At 73.9% G+C, this 16,601-nt stretch carries 14 protein-coding genes; 6 read left to right on the forward strand and 8 right to left on the reverse strand.

Annotated features, from left to right (window positions below):
- The first annotated feature begins 13 nt into the window (after nucleotides 1-13).
- The 3 genes from BRM3_RS12860 to BRM3_RS12870 all read left to right on the forward strand — a co-directional run bounded on the left by BRM3_RS12860 (nucleotide 14) and on the right by BRM3_RS12870 (nucleotide 4,412).
- The gene (locus tag BRM3_RS12860) at nucleotides 14-2,476 is read left to right on the forward strand and encodes a DNA gyrase/topoisomerase IV subunit A (RefSeq protein WP_263593697.1); all 2,463 of its coding nucleotides are present in this window, start codon (nucleotides 14-16) and stop codon (nucleotides 2,474-2,476) included.
- A 135-nt stretch (nucleotides 2,477-2,611) separates the two neighbouring features.
- On the forward strand, nucleotides 2,612-3,502 hold the full coding sequence (locus tag BRM3_RS12865) for a hypothetical protein (protein WP_263593698.1): 891 nt from the start codon (nucleotides 2,612-2,614) through the stop codon (nucleotides 3,500-3,502).
- Between the two features lie 40 nt (nucleotides 3,503-3,542).
- Nucleotides 3,543-4,412 carry a D-hexose-6-phosphate mutarotase gene (locus BRM3_RS12870; RefSeq protein WP_263593699.1) on the forward strand — a complete coding sequence of 290 codons (870 nt, stop codon included), beginning with the start codon at nucleotides 3,543-3,545 and terminating at the stop codon, nucleotides 4,410-4,412.
- A gap of 11 nt (nucleotides 4,413-4,423) precedes the next feature.
- Here BRM3_RS12870 and hisF read toward each other — a convergent pair whose 3' ends face one another.
- Both hisF and BRM3_RS12880 read right to left on the reverse strand, forming a co-directional pair.
- Nucleotides 4,424-5,209: an imidazole glycerol phosphate synthase subunit HisF gene (gene hisF, locus BRM3_RS12875; RefSeq protein ID WP_263593700.1), complete on the reverse strand. Its 786-nt coding sequence runs from the start codon at nucleotides 5,207-5,209 to the stop codon at nucleotides 4,424-4,426.
- Nucleotides 5,210-5,251: 42 nt separating this feature from the next.
- Nucleotides 5,252-7,369, reverse strand: coding sequence for a DNA gyrase/topoisomerase IV subunit B (locus BRM3_RS12880; protein WP_263593701.1), 2,118 nt, complete (start codon nucleotides 7,367-7,369; stop codon nucleotides 5,252-5,254).
- Nucleotides 7,370-7,463: 94 nt separating this feature from the next.
- Here BRM3_RS12880 and BRM3_RS12885 point away from each other — a divergent pair, with 94 nt between their 5' ends.
- Complete coding sequence (locus tag BRM3_RS12885; protein WP_263593702.1) at nucleotides 7,464-7,682, forward strand: DUF7455 domain-containing protein; 219 nt, start codon at nucleotides 7,464-7,466, stop codon at nucleotides 7,680-7,682.
- 88 nt (nucleotides 7,683-7,770) lie between these two features.
- Here BRM3_RS12885 and BRM3_RS12890 read toward each other — a convergent pair whose 3' ends face one another.
- The 5 genes from BRM3_RS12890 to BRM3_RS12910 form a co-directional block, all read right to left on the reverse strand.
- Nucleotides 7,771-8,298, reverse strand: coding sequence for a GNAT family N-acetyltransferase (locus BRM3_RS12890; RefSeq protein ID WP_263593703.1), 528 nt, complete (start codon nucleotides 8,296-8,298; stop codon nucleotides 7,771-7,773).
- Nucleotides 8,299-8,384: 86 nt separating this feature from the next.
- Nucleotides 8,385-9,740, reverse strand: a complete 1,356-nt coding sequence (locus BRM3_RS12895) for an RNA polymerase sigma factor (RefSeq protein WP_263593704.1) — start codon at nucleotides 9,738-9,740, stop codon at nucleotides 8,385-8,387.
- Between the two features lie 145 nt (nucleotides 9,741-9,885).
- The gene (locus tag BRM3_RS12900) at nucleotides 9,886-10,290 is read right to left on the reverse strand and encodes a universal stress protein (protein ID WP_263593705.1); all 405 of its coding nucleotides are present in this window, start codon (nucleotides 10,288-10,290) and stop codon (nucleotides 9,886-9,888) included.
- A 76-nt stretch (nucleotides 10,291-10,366) separates the two neighbouring features.
- The gene (metX, locus tag BRM3_RS12905) at nucleotides 10,367-11,518 is read right to left on the reverse strand and encodes a homoserine O-acetyltransferase MetX (RefSeq protein ID WP_263593706.1); all 1,152 of its coding nucleotides are present in this window, start codon (nucleotides 11,516-11,518) and stop codon (nucleotides 10,367-10,369) included.
- Between the two features lie 22 nt (nucleotides 11,519-11,540).
- The gene (locus BRM3_RS12910) at nucleotides 11,541-12,782 is read right to left on the reverse strand and encodes a DUF4192 family protein (RefSeq protein ID WP_263593707.1); all 1,242 of its coding nucleotides are present in this window, start codon (nucleotides 12,780-12,782) and stop codon (nucleotides 11,541-11,543) included.
- A 146-nt stretch (nucleotides 12,783-12,928) separates the two neighbouring features.
- On the opposite strand from BRM3_RS12910, the gene BRM3_RS12915 reads away from it, so the two are divergent.
- Nucleotides 12,929-14,047, forward strand: coding sequence for a polyprenyl synthetase family protein (locus tag BRM3_RS12915; RefSeq protein WP_263593708.1), 1,119 nt, complete (start codon nucleotides 12,929-12,931; stop codon nucleotides 14,045-14,047).
- A gap of 24 nt (nucleotides 14,048-14,071) precedes the next feature.
- On the opposite strand, the gene BRM3_RS12920 is transcribed toward BRM3_RS12915, so the two are convergent.
- Nucleotides 14,072-14,425, reverse strand: coding sequence for an Rv2175c family DNA-binding protein (locus tag BRM3_RS12920; protein ID WP_263593709.1), 354 nt, complete (start codon nucleotides 14,423-14,425; stop codon nucleotides 14,072-14,074).
- Nucleotides 14,426-14,553: 128 nt separating this feature from the next.
- On the opposite strand from BRM3_RS12920, the gene pknB reads away from it, so the two are divergent.
- Complete coding sequence (gene pknB, locus BRM3_RS12925; protein WP_263593710.1) at nucleotides 14,554-16,533, forward strand: Stk1 family PASTA domain-containing Ser/Thr kinase; 1,980 nt, start codon at nucleotides 14,554-14,556, stop codon at nucleotides 16,531-16,533.
- The last annotated feature ends 68 nt before the right edge of the window (nucleotides 16,534-16,601 follow it).

The raw sequence follows: 16,601 nt of genomic DNA on the forward strand, positions 1-16,601 counted from the left end.
CAGGATGGAGACCATGCCAGCACGCAGGACCACCAGCAGCAGCACGCCCGAGGGCGAGGAGAACGTCGACGGCACGATCCTCGACGTCGACGTCACGAGCGAGATGGAGACGTCGTTCCTCGAGTACGCGTACTCGGTGATCTACTCGCGCGCCCTGCCGGACGCGCGCGACGGCCTCAAGCCCGTGCAGCGCCGCATCCTCTACACGATGGACACGATGGGGCTGCGCCCCGATCGCGGGCACGTGAAGTCCCAGCGCGTGGTGGGCGACGTGATGGGCAAGCTGCACCCGCACGGCGACTCCGCCATCTACGACGCGCTCGTGCGCATGGCCCAGCCGTTCGCGATGCGCCTGCCGCTCGTGGACGGGCACGGCAACTTCGGCTCGCTCGACAACGGGCCGGCCGCCGCGCGCTACACGGAGGCGCGGCCCTCGCGGGCCGCGACGCTCATGACGGACTCGCTCGACGAGGACGTCGTGGACATGGTGCCCAACTACGACAACCAGCTGCTCCAGCCCTCGGTGCTGCCCGCCCAGTTCCCCAACCTCCTGGTCAACGGGGCCTCCGGGATCGCGGTGGGCATGGCCACGAACATGGCGCCCCACAACCTGGTCGAGGTGATCGCCGCGGCCCGTCATCTGCTCGCCCACCCCGACGCGTCGCTCGAGGACCTCATGCGCCTCGTGCCCGGCCCCGACCTGCCCACGGGCGGCCGCATCGTCGGGCTCGACGGGATCCGCGACGCCTACCGGACCGGCCGCGGCTCGTTCCGGATCCGGGCGACCGCGCGCATCGAGAACGTGACGAGCCGCAAGAAGGGCATCGTCGTCACCGAGCTGCCCTACCTGGTGGGCCCCGAGAAGGTGGCCGAGAAGCTGCGCGACGCCGTCCAGGCCAAGAAGGTCCAGGGCATCAGCGACTACCAGGACCTCACGGACCGCCACCACGGCCTGCGCCTCGTGATGACGGTGAAGTCCGGCTTCAACCCGGAGGCCGTGCTCGAGCAGCTCTACAAGCACACGCCGATGGAGGACTCCTTCGGCATCAACAACGTCGCCCTCGTGGACGGCCAGCCGCGCACGCTCGGCCTCGTGGCGCTGCTCGAGGTGTTCATCGCCCATCGCCTCGAGGTGGTGCGGCGCCGCACCGAGCACCGCCTGGGGCGCCGCCGGCACCGGCTGCACCTCGTCGAGGGCCTGCTGATCGCGATCCTCGACATCGACGAGGTCATCCAGATCATCCGCTCGAGCGACGACGCCGAGACCGCGCGCACCCGCCTCATGCAGGTGTTCGACCTGTCCGAGGTCCAGGCCGAGTACATCCTCGAGCTGCGCCTGCGGCGCCTGACGAGGTTCTCCCGCATCGAGCTCGAGGGCGAGCGGGACGAGCTGCGCGCCGAGATCGAGCGCCTCGAGGAGATCCTCGGCTCCGACGAGGTGCTGCGCGCCCTCGTGTCCGCCGAGCTCGCCCAGGTCGCCGCCGAGCACGGCACCCCGCGGCGCACGGTGCTGCTCGAGGCCTCGGCCCAGCCCGTCGCGGCCCTCGGCGCCGACCTCGAGGTCGCGGACGAACCGTGCCGGGTGCTGCTGACCGGCACGGGCCTCGTGGCCCGGCTCGCGGGCGACGAGCCGCTCGTGCGCGACGGCGGCCGCAGCGCCCACGACGTCGTCGTCGCGGAGGTCCTGACCTCGGCGCGCGCGACCGTCGGCGTGGTCACGAGCGCGGGCCGTCTGCTGCACCTCTCGGTCGTCGACCTGCCCGCGATCGCGCCCACCGCGGGCCCGCCCTCCCTCGCGGGCGGCGCCCGCCTCGCCGATCTCGTGGCCCTCGAGCGCGGCGAGCGGATCGTCGCGCTCGTGCGCGCGGCCGCCGGGGACCTCGAGCGGGGCGGCGGCTTCGCGCTCGGCACCCGCGACGGCGTGGTCAAGCGCGTGACGCCGGACCTCCCGCGCGGCGACGGCTTCGAGATCATCGCGCTCAAGGGCGACGACGAGGTGGTCGGCGCCGTGGACCTCGAGTCCGATCAGGACCTCGATCTCGTGTTCGTGACGACCGACGCCCAGCTCCTGCACTTCCCGGCCTCCGGGGTGCGCCCGCAGGGCCGCGGCGCGGGCGGCGTAGCGGGCGTCAAGCTCGCCGCCGGCGCGCGGGTCCTCGCCTTCACGGCCGTCGACGTGACCCGCGAGGCGGAGGTGGTGACGATCGCGGGCAGCGCTGGCGCGCTCCCGACCACCCAGACCGGCTCGCTCAAGGTCACCGCGCTCACGGAGTACCCCGCCAAGGGGCGTGCCACGGGCGGCGTGCGCTGCCACCGCTTCCTGCGGGGCGAGGACGCGCTCATCGGCGCGTGGGTGGTCCCCTCGCCCGCCCGCGCCTGCTCGGAGGCCGGCCAGCCGATCGACCTCCCGGCCCCGTTGGGACGGCGCGACGGCTCGGGCTCGCCGGTCGCGGTGCCCGTCGCCGCCGTGGGCTGAGCGACACGACCTGCCCGCCGTGAGGCGATTCACGATCGACGACGGTGCAGGTCAGAGGCGATCCGGCCTCCGTTGCCAGGGTTCGCCCAGGACCTTTGCGCGCGGCCTGCGGGGAGCGGGCCCGACAATGGCGTCATGTCCGATCCCGGTGCGCGCCCCTCGACCCCGTCCTCGCCCCCTCCCCCGGATCACGGCGACCGGAGAGCACCCGAGCCCGAGCCCGAGTCCAAGGTCAAGACGCTCAGTCCCGCCGGGCTGGGAGTGGGCGGCGCGGCCGCCGCGACGGCCTCCGTCATCGGCGGACAGCTGGGGGTGGCCGGGACCGTCATCGGCGCGTTCCTCACCTCGGTGGTCTCGGCGGTCGCGCTCGCGCTCTACTCCGACTCGGTGCGCCGCACCAAGCAGGCCGCCTCGACCGTCACGCGCAGGATGCGCCGCACCGCCGCCCAGCACCGCTCGCGCACGGCCGCCGGATCCGACGCCCTGCAGGCCGCGGCGCCCGAGGAGACGGCCGAGCAGGAGGAGCGGCCGGGCACCGGGCGGCGCATCGGCCGCATCGTGCTGCTGACCGTCGTGATCGGCGCGATCGCCACGCTCGTCGTGTTCGGCGTGCAGAAGGCCATCGGCACCGAGCTCTCGCCGGGGACCGGCACCGTGCAGCGCTCGGTCACGGGAGACGACTCGGTCTCCTCGCGCACCTCCGACCCCGACCAGGGCACGACGCCCACCGAGGCGCCGTCGACCGCGCCGGGCGACGACGCCTCGAGCAGCGCGCCGAGCAGCACCTCGACCACGAGCGGCACCGACGACGACGACGGCTCGAGCCCCTCGCCGAGCCAGGGCGACAGCGGCGACACGGGCGACAACGGCTCGGGCAGCGGGTCCGGGTCGGGCAGCGGCTCCGGGTCCGGCGGCTCCGGCAGCGGCCAGCAGGACCAGGGAGGCTCCCAGAACCAGGGCAGCTCCCAGACCCAGGGCAGCGGGGCCACGGCGGGCTCGTCCACCGGCCAGGGCGACGCGGGCTGAGCCGAGACGCGCCGTGCGCGGCCCTGGCAGGATGGCCCCCATGGACGACTCCGTGATCTCCCTGCCCGCCGGCGTGCGCCGTGCCACCGTGCACGACGCTCCCGCCCTCCTCGTCGAGACCGCCGCCTCCCGTGCGACGATCCATCTCGACGGCGCCCACGTCACCTCATGGGTCCCCGCGGACGGCGACGACGTGCTGTGGGTGAGCCCGCAGGCTCGATACGGCCGTGGCGCCTCGATCCGCGGCGGCATCCCCCTGATCGGCCCGTGGTTCGGGCCCGGGCGCGACGGCCGCACGAGCCCCGCGCACGGCTGGCTGCGCAGCGCCCGGTGGGAGCTCGAGGCGGCCGAGCGGATCGGCGAGGCCGTCACCCTCGTGCTCGCGCTTCAGGACGCCGACCCGTCCGGTGCGGGCATCACGGCGCGCGCCTTCGTGAGCGTGGGCGAGCACCTCACGGTCGAGCTCACGATCACGGCCGGGAGCGAGCCCCTCGAGCTCGAGAGCGCGCTGCACACCTACCTCGCCGTCTCCGACGTGCGCGAGGTGCAGCTGGACGGCCTGGCCGGCGCCGCCTACCTCGACAACACCGAGGCCCTCGCCCCGCGGGTCGAGGGCCATGACCCCGTCGTGCTCACGGGGCCCACCGATCGCATCTACGCCGTCGACGACGAGGTCGAGGTCCGCGACCCGGTCGCGGGCCGCATCCTGCGCGAGGAGCCCGCCGGCTCGACCCGCACCGTCGTGTGGAACCCGTGGGCCGAGGGCGCGCAGCAGCTGGCGGACATGCCCGACGACGCGTGGACCGGCTTCGTGTGCGTGGAGACCGCCGCCGCCAAGGAGGGCTTCGTGCCGCTCGAGCCCGGCGCCTCCCACGCGGTGCGCGTGCGCCTGTCGGTGCGGGAGGGCTGAGCTCGCCGAGGTCAGCGGACCGGCAGCCCGTCGGCGGCCAGCGCCTCCTTGACGTCGGCGACCGTGAGGGTCCCGAAGTGGAAGACGCTCGCGGCGAGCACCGCGTCGGCGCCCGCCCGGATCGCGGGCGGGAAGTCCTCGGCGCGGCCCGCGCCGCCCGAGCCGATGAGCGGGACGGTCGTGGCAGCCCGGGCGCCGCGGATCAGCTCGAGGTCGAAGCCCCGCTCGGTGCCGTCGGCGTCCATCGAGTTGAGCAGGATCTCGCCGGCGCCGCGCTCGGTGACCTCGGTGATCCAGGCGAGCGCGTCGATGCCGGTGCCGCGGCGCCCCCCGTGGGTCGTGACCTCGAAGCCGCTCCCGCCGCGGGCCGTGCCCTCGGGCGTGTCGTCGGTGACGCGACGGGCGTCGATCGAGATCACGAGCACCTGGTTGCCGAAGCGCTCGGCGATCTCCCCGACGAGGGCCGGTCGCGCGATCGCCGCGGTGTTGACCCCGACCTTGTCGGCGCCCGCCCGCAGCAGCTGGTCGACGTCGCCGGCCGAGCGCACGCCGCCGCCGACGGTGAGAGGGATGAAGATCTGCTCGGCGGCGGAGCGCACGACGTCGATCATGGTGTCGCGTCCGCCGCTCGAGGCCGTGACGTCGAGGAAGGTCAGCTCGTCGGCGCCCATCGCGTCGTACCGGGCCGCGAGCTCGACCGGGTCGCCCGCGTCGCGCAGGTCGCGGAAGTTGACGCCCTTGACCACGCGGCCGGCGTCGACGTCGAGGCAGGGGATCACACGCACGGCGAGGCTCATGGCCTCATCCTCCCAGATCCGCCCGCGCCCGAGAGGGGCGGCTCACGCGTCGATCCGCTCCTGGTCGAGCTCGTGGGCGCCCTCGATGAGGAACTGCTTGCGGGGGGCGACGTCCGAGCCCATGAGCAGCTCGAACATGGTGGCCGCGGCCTCGGCGTCCTCGATCCTCACCCGACGCAGGGTGCGGTGGCGCGGGTCCATCGTGGTGTCCGCAAGCTGGTCGGCGTCCATCTCGCCGAGGCCCTTGTAGCGCTGGATCGGCTCCTTGTAGCGCTTGCGGCGCTTCTCGAGGCTCTTGAGCAGCCGGGTGAGCTCCGCCTCGGAGTAGGTGTAGACGAACTCGTTCTTCTTGCCGCCGCCGTGGATGATCTCGACGCGGTGCAGGGGCGGCACGGCCACGTAGATCCGGCCCGCCTCGAGCATGGGGCGCATGTAGCGGTGGAAGAGGGTCAGCAGCAGGGTGCGGATGTGGGCGCCGTCGACGTCGGCATCGCTCATCATGATGATCTTGCCGTAGCGCGCGGCGTCGAGGTCGAAGGTGCGGCCGCTCCCGGCGCCGAGCACCTGGATGATCGCGCCGCACTCGGCGTTCTTGAGCATGTCCGTGATGGACGCCTTCTGCACGTTGAGAATCTTGCCGCGGATCGGCAGGAGCGCCTGGAACTCGGAGCTGCGAGCGTGCTTGGCGGTGCCGAGCGCGCTGTCGCCCTCGACGATGAACAGCTCCGAGCGCTCGACGTCGGTCGAGCGGCAGTCGGCGAGCTTGGTCGGCATGGTCGAGGACTCGAGGGCGTTCTTGCGGCGCGAGACCTCCTTGTGCATGCGCGCGGCGATGCGGGCGCGCATCTCCGAGACGACCTTGTCGACGACGAGGGCGGCCTGCTCCTTCTCGCCCTTCTTCGTCGAGGTGAGGAACGCCGTGAGCCGCTCCTCGACGACGCGGGCGACGATCTGGCGCACGGCGGGCGTGCCGAGCACCTCCTTGGTCTGGCCCTCGAACTGGGGCTCCTCGAGCCGCACCGTGACGACCGCGGTGAGGCCGGCGAGGGTGTCGTCCTTCTCGATCTTCTCGTTCTTGGCGTTGAACTTCACGCGTCGCGCCTGGTTGTCGACCTGCTTGCGCAGGGTCTTGAGCAGAGCCTGCTCGAAGCCGGAGACGTGGGTGCCGCCCTTGGGCGTCGCGACGATGTTGACGAAGGAGCGCAGCGTGGTCTCGTAGTCGCCGCCCCAGCGCAGCGCGATATCGACCTCGCACGTGCGGTCGACGTCACGCGAGACCATGTGCCCCTTGTCGTCGAGCACGGGGATGGTCTCGGTGTAGTCGCCCGAGCCGGTCAGGCGGATCACGTCGGTGATGCGCTCGTCGGTCGCGAGGTACTCGACGAACTCGGCGATGCCGCCGTCGTAGCGGTAGGAGACGTCCTCGGGCGCCTCCGGGGCGCGCTCGGGGCGATGGTCGGAGACGGTGATCTCGAGGCCGGGCACGAGGAAGGCGGTCTGGCGGGCGCGCCGCGTGAGCTCCTCGATGGAGAAATGGGAGCCCTTGACGAAGATCTGGGGGTCGGCCCAGTAGCGCACCCGGGTGCCGGTCACGCCGCGCCGGGCCCGGCCGACCACGCGCAGCTCCGCGGCGCCCTCGGTGACCGGGGTGAAGGGGGCATCCGCCGCAGGGCCGTCGGGGCCGTCCGTGAAGACGCCGGGCACGCCGCGCTGGAAGGACATCGCGTAGGTCTTCGCGCCGCGGTCCACCTCGACGTCGAGGCGGGCCGAGAGGGCGTTGACGACGGAGGCGCCCACGCCGTGCAGGCCGCCCGAGGCGGCGTAGGAGCCGCCGCCGAACTTCCCGCCGGCGTGCAGCTTGGTGTAGACGACCTCGACGCCGGTCAGCCCGGTGCGCGGCTCGACGTCGACGGGCACGCCGCGCCCGTTGTCCCGCACCTCGACGGAGCCGTCGGCGTGCAGCTCGACGCGGATCGCGGAGCCGAAGCCGCCGAGGGCCTCGTCGACGGAGTTGTCGAGGATCTCCCACAGGCAGTGCATGAGCCCGCGCGAGTCCGTCGAGCCGATGTACATGCCGGGGCGTTTGCGCACCGCCTCGAGTCCTTCGAGGACCTGGAGGTGGCGGGCGTCGTAGGCGGCGGTGGAGGAAGCTGCTGGCACGGGGCGATTCTACGGGGGCGAGGGTGGTTGCGCGGTGAGCGAACCGGGGCGGATCACGCGTGCCACGCGCGCCGCGCTCTGTTTGAATGGCCTCATGAACATGACGCTCGAAGCCCCCCGACTGACGAGTCACGACCGGTGCGACCGCTGCGGCGCCCAGGCGTACGTCAAGGTGGTCCTCAACGCCGGCGGCGAGCTCCTCTTCTGCGCTCATCACGCGCGTGCCCACGAGGACGCCCTGCGTCCCATGGCCGCCGAGATCATCGACGAGACCGATCGCCTGCACCGCAAGCCGGAGCCGATCGACGACTGACGCCGCTCCCCCGGGCCCTGCCGGGAGCTGACGAGACCCCGCACCGTGCCGGTGCGGGGTCTCGTCGTGTCCGGGGCGGGCGGCCGGATCAGCCCAGGGCGAGGTGGTCGGCGTGCGCCATGTACTCGACCCACCGGCTGTCGTGCCCGTCGCGCGGCTCGCGCCGTCCGGTGTCGCGGAAGCCGACGCGCTCGTACATCCGGCGCGCGGCCGTGTTGCGCTCGTCGACCTCGAGCTGCAGACGGGGGCGTCCGAGGGACACGGCCAGGTCGCGGGCGCCGCGCAGGAGCGCGGTCGAGATGCCGGTGCCGCGGGCCGCGGGTCGCACCCACAGCGACACCAGGATCGCCTCGTCCGGCGCGATTGTGTGCTCGGCCGTGTAGCCCTCGGGCAGCACCGCGATCCCGCCCTGCACCTCGTCGCCGACACGTGCCTGCAGGTGCAGTCGCGGCCCGCGGATGTCCTCGCGCCACCGCTCGTCGGACCAGCGGGCGACGTCCTCGCGCCGCGCCCAGAACGCGTCGGGATCGGCGGCGAGCATCTCCAGGCGCAGCCGACGGTGCGCGGCGAGGTCCTCGAGACCGACCCGGCGGATCCGCAGGGTCCTCTGGGCCATGACGGTCCTCCCTGTCTCTCGGGTCTCTCGCGGGACGACGGCGGCCCCGGACTCCGAGGAGTCCGGGCCCGCCGTCCGGGCTCGTGTCAGTCCAGGTAGTCGCGCAGCACCTGCGAGCGCGAGGGGTGGCGCAGCTTGGACATCGTCTTGGACTCGATCTGGCGGATCCGCTCGCGGGTCACGCCGTAGACCTTGCCGATCTCGTCGAGGGTCTTGGGCTGGCCGTCCTCGAGGCCGAAGCGCATGGCGACGACACCGGCCTCGCGCTCGGAGAGCGTGTCGAGCACCGAGTGCAGCTGCTCCTGGAGGAGCGTGAAGCTCACGGCGTCGGCCGGGACCACGGCCTCGGAGTCCTCGATGAGGTCGCCGAACTCGCTGTCGCCGTCCTCGCCCAGCGGGGTGTGCAGGGAGATCGGCTCGCGGCCGTACTTCTGGACCTCGACGACCTTCTCGGGGGTCATGTCGAGCTCCTTGGCGAGCTCCTCGGGCGTGGGCTCGCGACCCAGGTCCTGCAGCATCTGCCGCTGGACGCGGGCGAGCTTGTTGATGACCTCGACCATGTGCACGGGGATGCGGATGGTGCGGGCCTGGTCGGCCATGGCGCGCGTGATGGCCTGGCGGATCCACCACGTCGCGTAGGTCGAGAACTTGTAGCCCTTGGTGTAGTCGAACTTCTCGACGGCGCGGATGAGGCCGAGGTTGCCCTCCTGGATCAGGTCCAGGAAGAGCATGCCGCGACCGGTGTAGCGCTTGGCGAGCGAGACGACGAGGCGGAGGTTCGCCTCGAGCAGGTGGTCCTTGGCGGCCCGGCCGTCCTCGGCGATGATCGCGAGCTCGCGCCCCGCCTTGGTCTTCTTGAGCGACTCGTCCTGCTTGAGCTTCTGCTCGGCGTACAGGCCGGCCTCGATGCGCTCGGCGAGCTCGACCTCCTGAGCGGCGTTGAGCAGAGCGACCTTGCCGATCTGCTTGAGGTAGTCCTTAACCGGGTCCGCGGTGGCACCGGCGGTGACGACCTGCTGGGCCGGCGAGTCGTCCTCGGCGGCGGTGACGACGAAGCCCGAGGTCTCGCCCTCGGTCTCCTCGGTCGTGGTCGACCCCTCCGAGGTGGTGGACTCGGTCTCCTCCTCCGCGTTCTCGTCGCGCTCGTCGTCGACGGACGCGGCCTTGGTCGCCTTCTTCTTGGCGGCCGTGGAGCGCGCGGAGGTGGTCTTCTTGGCCGCGGCGGCAGGGGCCTTCTTGGCGGCCGGCTTCCTGGTCGCGGTGCGCGGGGTCGAGGCGGTCTTCTTCTCGACGTCCACGGCGGGCTCGGCCGTGGCAGAGGTCTTCGAGGAGGCAGTCACGCAGTTCCTTCTTCCGGCAGACCGCGGTGCGCGGCGGTCCGTCTTGCTCGGGCGATCGGTGGTCGGAGCTCGGCTCGACCGCTCCGGGGTCGGCACGGGCATGGCGCAGGGTCGCGGGCTGGTCCCGCGAGGGGCGTGGGCGCTCATGCGGTCGGGTCGGCCCGGCGGCAAGCTCGACAATTATAACGTCCGCGCGCCCGGAGTATTCCCTCCCCGACGCGCGGCGGGATCGCCGGGCCCGAGGGGCTCACGCCCCGGCGGAGCCCTTGACGGCCAGGACGGGGCACGGCGCGCCGAGCACGACGCGCCGGGCGGCCGTGCCGAGGTTGAGCTTGCCGGTCCGCGACTTGGCCCGCAGCCCGATGACCAGCAGATCGGCGGCCTCGGCCTCGGCGACGCCGAGCAGGAACTCGTCGACGCCCTCGTCGGCCGAGCAGCGGATCCGCAGCGTGGAGGGGGCGTCGGCGCCCTCGAGGCCGCCGAGCTCACGGCGCACGGCGTCCTCCCCCGCCCCGGTGCGCGTGCCCTCGGAGTCGATGTAGGAGTGGGAGGCGACGACGAGCGGCAGATCGCGGGCGCGGGACTCGCGCACCGCGGCGCGCAGCGCGTGGCGTCCCTGCTCGGACGGCGAATAGGCGACGACGACGCTCATGGTCTCTCTTCCTGCCCTCGGAGCGGGCACGGCTCGGCGGCGGGCCCGCCCGTCACGGGGCCGTCCGGGTGTGAGGCTAGTCGCACAGGAGCCCTCGTATCCACCCGGCGAGCGGCGGCGAGGGCACGAGGAAGCCGTCGTGGCCGACGGGCGAGTGGATGACGTGGAAGTCGGCCCCGTCGATCCCCTCGGCGATCGTCTCGCTCATCGCGAGGGGGAACAGGCGGTCGGTGTCGACGCCGACCACGAGCGTGCGGGCGCCGACGCGGGCCAGGGCGGCGGCCACGCCGCCGCGCCCGCGCCCGAGGTCATGGGTGTCCATCGAGCCGACGAGCACGAGATACGAGTTGGCGTCGAAGCGTCGGGCGAGCTTGTCGGCGTGGTTGTCGAGGTAGCTCGAGACCTGGAAGATCGTGCCCGGCGCGAGGGGGTCGGCATCCTCCTGGGTGCGGTTGGCGAAGCGGTCCTCGAGCTCGGCGGCCGTCCGATAGGTCGTGTGGGCGATGCGCCGGGCCACGCCGAGGCCCTGCTGCGGGCCGCATCCGTCGGGCGCGTCGTAGTAGTCGCCGCCGCGGAAGCCGTCGCAGATGCGGATCGCGGCGGCCTGGGCGCTGTTCCAGGCGATCTGGTCGGCGCTCGCGGCGGCGCAGCTCGCGATCACGGCGAGCCGGTCGACCTGCGAGGGGTGGGTGACGGCCCATTCGAGGGCGCGCATGCCGCCCATCGAGGCGCCCACCACGAGGGCCCAGCGCTCGATGCCCAGATGCTCCATGAGCGCGTGCTCGGCGGCCACCTGGTCGCGTGCGGTCAGGCGGGGGAAGCGGCTGCCCCAGGGACGGCCGTCGAGCGCGCTCGAGCTCGGGCCCGTGGTCCCCTGACAGCCGCCCAGGACGTTGGGGACGACGACGAACCAGCGGTCGGTGTCGATCGGCAGGCCGGGCCCGACGAGGTCCTCCCACCAGCCCGCCGAGGGGTGCCCGTCGCCCGCGGGGCCCCGCACGTGGGAGTCGCCCGTGAGGGCGTGGAGGATCAGGACGGCGTTGGACCCGTCGGCCGCGGGCTCGCCCCAGGTCTCGTAGGCGACGGTCACGGGGTCGAGCACGGCGCCGGACTCGAGCGCGAGGGCGCCGATGCCGGCGAAGCGTCGATGTCCGACCGGGTCCCCCTCGCGCCAGGCGCCGCTGACCGGGAGGGGCGGTCGACCGGAGGTGGATCGGACAGCCGTCACCGCGCAGCACCTCCTGGGATCCTCAGGTCGATGGCCGCGGGTCCCAGCCCGGTTGCACGGGTCCTGCCGCCATGACAGCGACCAATCGTGCCAGAGAGTGGTCGGGGACCGCGTGCAGCACCTCGTCCGTGAGAGCCCCGGCCGTCGCGAAGCGATGGTTCCACCACGCGGCGAGGGCGAGCACGGTGGCCAGGTTCGCCCAGCCGGCGCGCAGCTCCGCGTCACCTTCGTCGGCGCTGCCGGCCACCGCCGGGCGCGTGACCGCCTCCATCTCGCGCAGGGCCTCGTACCAGGCCCCACCTGCACGGATGCTCTCGTGGGGGCGGCATCGAGGGTCCTCGACGAGGCGCGTGAGATCGCCGTCGGCGAGCGCGGCCGCGTCCTGGCCGCGACCGAGCAGGCGCACGAGGAAGTCGTCGCGTCGAGGCGGGCTCGCGAGGTCGACGACGAAGGACCGCACGTGTTCACACGCCGTCATCCATCGTTCCGGGTCCCCCGTCCCGACCGGGCCGTCGAGGGCTCGCAGGCTCGCGCGGGCGATGTTCCACGTCTCGGTGATCGCGGGGCGCGGGAGAGGCCGCGGCTGGGCGCGTCCCGCTCCCGCGAGCAGGAGCGAGCGCAGGGGCGCGACGGCGGTGCGGCCGTCCACCCGGTGCTGCTCCCCGGCGAGGACGGACTCGGCGGCCACGAGGGTGGACCCCACGTCGCCCAGCGCGACGGGATCGGAGATCCCGATGTCGATCGGGGTGCCCGGCTCGAGCGGGCCCGCGGGGACGGAGACGACCACCTCGCGCGCCCGGCCGTGCGCGAGCACCCACAGCTCCGGGATGTCGAAGCCCTCCGTGCGCGCGGCGACGAGCACGCGCACGGCCAGACGGATGCCGGCCGCCTCGTCCGCCGGCTCCTCGACGGGACCGCCGAGCGGGGCGGGGCCGGCTGGAGAGGCGTCGCCCGCCGGTCCGCGGCCGTCACCGAGCACGACGAGGCCGAAGGCGCCCGTGCAGCCCTCGCGGCGCAGGAGGCCGATCAGATGGTCGAGGGTCGCCGCGGCGTCCTCGCCGGCGAGCGGCCACAGCTCCGAGCGGGTCGTGACGACCACCTCGCAGCGATCGCGGTGCCCGACCAGCGCGAGGCTGTCCCGCGGTGCGTCCTGGAGCCCGAGGGTGATCTGGGCCAGCAGCTCGGTCGGGTCGAGGGCGCGGAGCGTGCGCGCCCTCGGCGGGGTGTCGTGGGGGCGGGAGGGACGGGCGTCGCGTGCGGTCATGACGGGATGCTCCCGGCGGGGCGGCGGCGACCGCCACCTCACGGCCCCGTTTGGGGATAACGTCGAGGTCGACCCCGTCGTGCGCGCCCTGTGGAGGGAACGCGGCGCGAGGGTGCACCGGAACCCGATCCACCCTCAGGAGCCCCATGTCCGCCGACGATCCCCGATCCCGCCCGGCCGCCCTCGACGTCGATCTCGCCGACGAGGTCGAGGCCGTGCTCGCGCGCGCCCTCGGCGAGCGCCGCGCGGAGCTCGCGCACATCGCCCCCGAGGCGGCGGGGCTCGTCGACGTGCTCGAGCGCTACCTGAGCGGCGGCAAGCTGCTGCGCCCCCGCTTCTGCTTCTGGGGCGGCGTCGCCGTGCGCGTGCCCGATCCCGAGGACCGGCGCCGTCTGTGGACGCTCGGTGCGGCGATCGAGCTGGTCCAGGCCGCCGCCCTGCTCCACGACGACGTGATCGATCATTCCCCGACCCGCCGGGGACGGCCCGCGGTGCACGTCGCCGCCGCCCTCGAGCACCGCCGGCGCTCCCTGCGGGGCGACAGCGACGACCACGGGATCGGGGTCGCGATCGTGCTCGGCGACATGGCGCTCGCCTGGGCGGGGCAGCTCGCCGACGAGGCGTTCGACGTCGACGGCGGCAGCGCCGCGCGGCGCCAGTTCGACCTGCTGCGCACCGAGGTGATGACGGGGCAGTACCTCGACATCCTCCATCAGGCGGGCGGCTACGACTCCCGTCCCGACGCCGAGGACGCCGCCCTGGCCGTGATCCGCTGGAAGACGGTCCCCTACACCGTGCTGCGCCCGCTGCTCATGGGCGCGGCGCTCCAGGGCGCCGGCGAGCGCCTGCTCGCCGATCTCGCGGACTACGCCGAGGCGGCCGGCCGCGGGTTCCAGCTGCGCGACGATCTGCTGGGCGTCGTCGGCGACGAGCGGACGACCGGCAAGTCCGCGAGCGGCGACATCCTCGAGGGCAAGCGCACGGTGCTGCTGGCCCGTGCCGAGGCGGCCGCCGACCCCGCCCAGCGGGCCATCCTGGACGCCGCGATCGGCCGTGCCGACGCGAGCGAGGTCGAGGTCGCCGCCGTGCGCGGCATCCTCCGCGACACCGGCGCGGTGCGCGCGGTCGCGGGCATGGTCGAGGCCGACGGACGTCGTGCCCTCGAGGTGCTCGCGCGGTCGCAGGACATCAGCCCCGCGGCGCGTGACGGCCTCGCCGCGCTCGCCCGCTCGGCCACGACGCTCGAGGGCATCGCCGTCGAGTGAGGCGGGGGGGAGATCCGGCGAGGGTCAGAAGGCGAGCGCCTGGGCGCGACGACGCACCTCGCCGCGCTGCCCCTGGCGCAGCTGGTCGATCGGGCGGCCCGGGAGCGTCTCGTCGGCCGTGAAGAGCCACTCGAGCAGCTCCTCGTCGCCGAATCCCGCGTCGCGCAGCACGGTGATCGTGCCCGCCAGGTGCGGCGCGATCTCGCCGTCCATGATCATGGCCGCCGGCACCGAGCGCACCACGGGATCGCCGCGGCGCACCGCGACGAGCTGTCCCTCGTCGATCAGGCGGCGCACCCGCGAGGTCTCGACCCCGAGCTGCTCGGCCGCATCGGGGAGCGTCAGCCAGGTACCCACCAGTTCATCCACGTCAGTCACGGCACCAGGGTGCCATGCCCGCCCGCACGGCGCCGCACGGTTCACGGGGCGGAGGCGACGCGTCTCACGCCCGCCCGGGAGTGTGTCGGTCATCGGCGGCGCGCGCGGGCGACCCTAGACTCGGGCTCGTGAGCTTCGCGCCGACGGCTTCCCCGGACATCGGCCTGCTCCTCGACGGTCGGTATCGCGTCGAGGAGCTCGTCGCGCGCGGCGGCATGGCCACGGTCTATCGCGGACACGACGAGCGGCTGGACCGCACCGTCGCGCTCAAGATCATGCACCCCCATCTCGCGGCGGACCCGGAGTTCCTGGCCCGCTTCACCCGGGAGGCCCGCTCGGCCGCCCGCCTGTCGCATCCGTGCGTCGTGTCCGTGTTCGACCAGGGCGAGGACGCCGACCGCGTCTACCTGGCCATGGAGCTGATCGAGGGCGAGACGCTGCGGGCCGAGCTGTCCCGGACCGGAGCCCTCACCGTGCGCGAGGCGCTGCGCATCTCGATCGCCGTGGCCCAGGCCCTCCAGGCCGCGCACCGCGCAGGCATCATCCACCGCGACATCAAGCCGGAGAACATCCTGCTGGCCGAGGACGGCCGCGTGAAGGTCGCCGACTTCGGCCTGGCCCGCGCGATCGGCAGCTCCACGTCGTCGACGTCGGCGACGCTGCTGGGCACCGTGGCCTACATCAGCCCCGAGGTCGTCACGCGCGGGCAGAGCGACGAGCGCAGCGACCTCTACTCCTTCGGCGTCGTCCTGTACGAGATGCTCACCGGCGTCCAGCCGCACACGGGCGAGCTGCCCGTGCACGTCGCCTTCCAGCACGTGCACGAGGACATGCCGGCGCCGTCGCTGCGCACGCCCTCGGTCCCCCGCCAGCTGGACTCCCTCGTGACCTGGTGCTGCGCTCGCACGCCGGCCTCGCGGCCGCGCGACGCCTACGAGCTGCTCGAGGCGCTCGAGGACCTCGCCGCGACGCTCCCCGCCGCCGTGCTCGACGCGCCGCCCCTGGTCGCCGAGCGCAACGGCACCCAGGACGTGCCGCATCTGACCTCGGCGCTCGACGACGCCGTCCTGCTCGAGGACGCACCCGCCCGCTCCTTCCCCGCCGAGGCGGCCCCCGAGCCCGTCGCGGAGGACCCGGACGCCTCGACGCGCGTGGTCGCCCTGCGGCCGCCCTCCCCGCGCCGCGGCCGCCACCTGCCGCGCGGGGCGACCCGGAGCCCGCTCGCCGTGCGCGCCGTCGCGGCGCTGTCCGTGCTCGCGCTGCTCGCGGGCGGGGTGTGGGCCTCCGTGCGCTGGTACGCGACCGAGGGGCCCGGCGGCGACCGGGCCGTGCCCTCGGTGGTGGGGGCCCCCCTGTCCGAGGCTGAGTCGGCGCTCGAGGCACGGGACCTCACGGTCCGCACCGCCGAGACCTACTCCGACGACGTGCCCGCCGGGCACGTCGTGACGGTCACCCCCAACGCGGGGAGCGAGCTCAAGCGGGGCGACGCCGTCACCCTGCTGGTCTCGCGCGGCGAGCAGACCTTCACGGTGCCCGACGTGCGCGGCGCGACCCTGGACGACGCCCGCGCGAGCGTGGAGGCGGCGGGTCTCACCCTCGTCGAGGACGATCCCGCGTACGACGCGACCGTGCCCAAGGGCAGCATCGTCTCCCAGAGCGCGGAGGCCGCCACCCTGCCCGAGGGCGGCGAGGTGCACGTCGTCGTCTCCCGCGGCCCCGAGCCCGTCGCGGTGCCCGACCAGACGGGCAAGACCTCGGCCGACGCCCAGTCCGCGCTCGCCGCGCAGGGTTTCCGGGTACGGGTCACCGAGTCGTTCTCCCCCACCGTCGCCCAGGGCGCCGTGATCTCCCAGGACCCCCCGGGCGGGACCGCCCGGCCCGGCGCCACGATCGGGATCGTGGTCTCCAAGGGCCCGGAGATGGTGACCGTGCCGGACGTGTTCCAGCGCCCCGAGGCCGAGGCCACCTCGACCCTCGAGGGGGCCGGCTTCACGGTCAAGGTCGTGCACGACAAGGGCGACCCGGTGTTCGGGCTCGTCTACGAGCAGTCGAGCGCGGGCGGCAGCCAGGCCGCCAAGGGCTCGACCATCACCATCAAGGTGTTCTGAGGGCCGCAGGGGCACGGCCCCCACGGCCCTCGGGATCGGTCCCACCCTCCTCGGGCGGTGTCGGCGCC

Source organism: Brachybacterium huguangmaarense (genome assembly GCF_025725725.1).
Taxonomy (GTDB): Bacteria; Actinomycetota; Actinomycetes; order Actinomycetales; family Dermabacteraceae; genus Brachybacterium; species Brachybacterium huguangmaarense.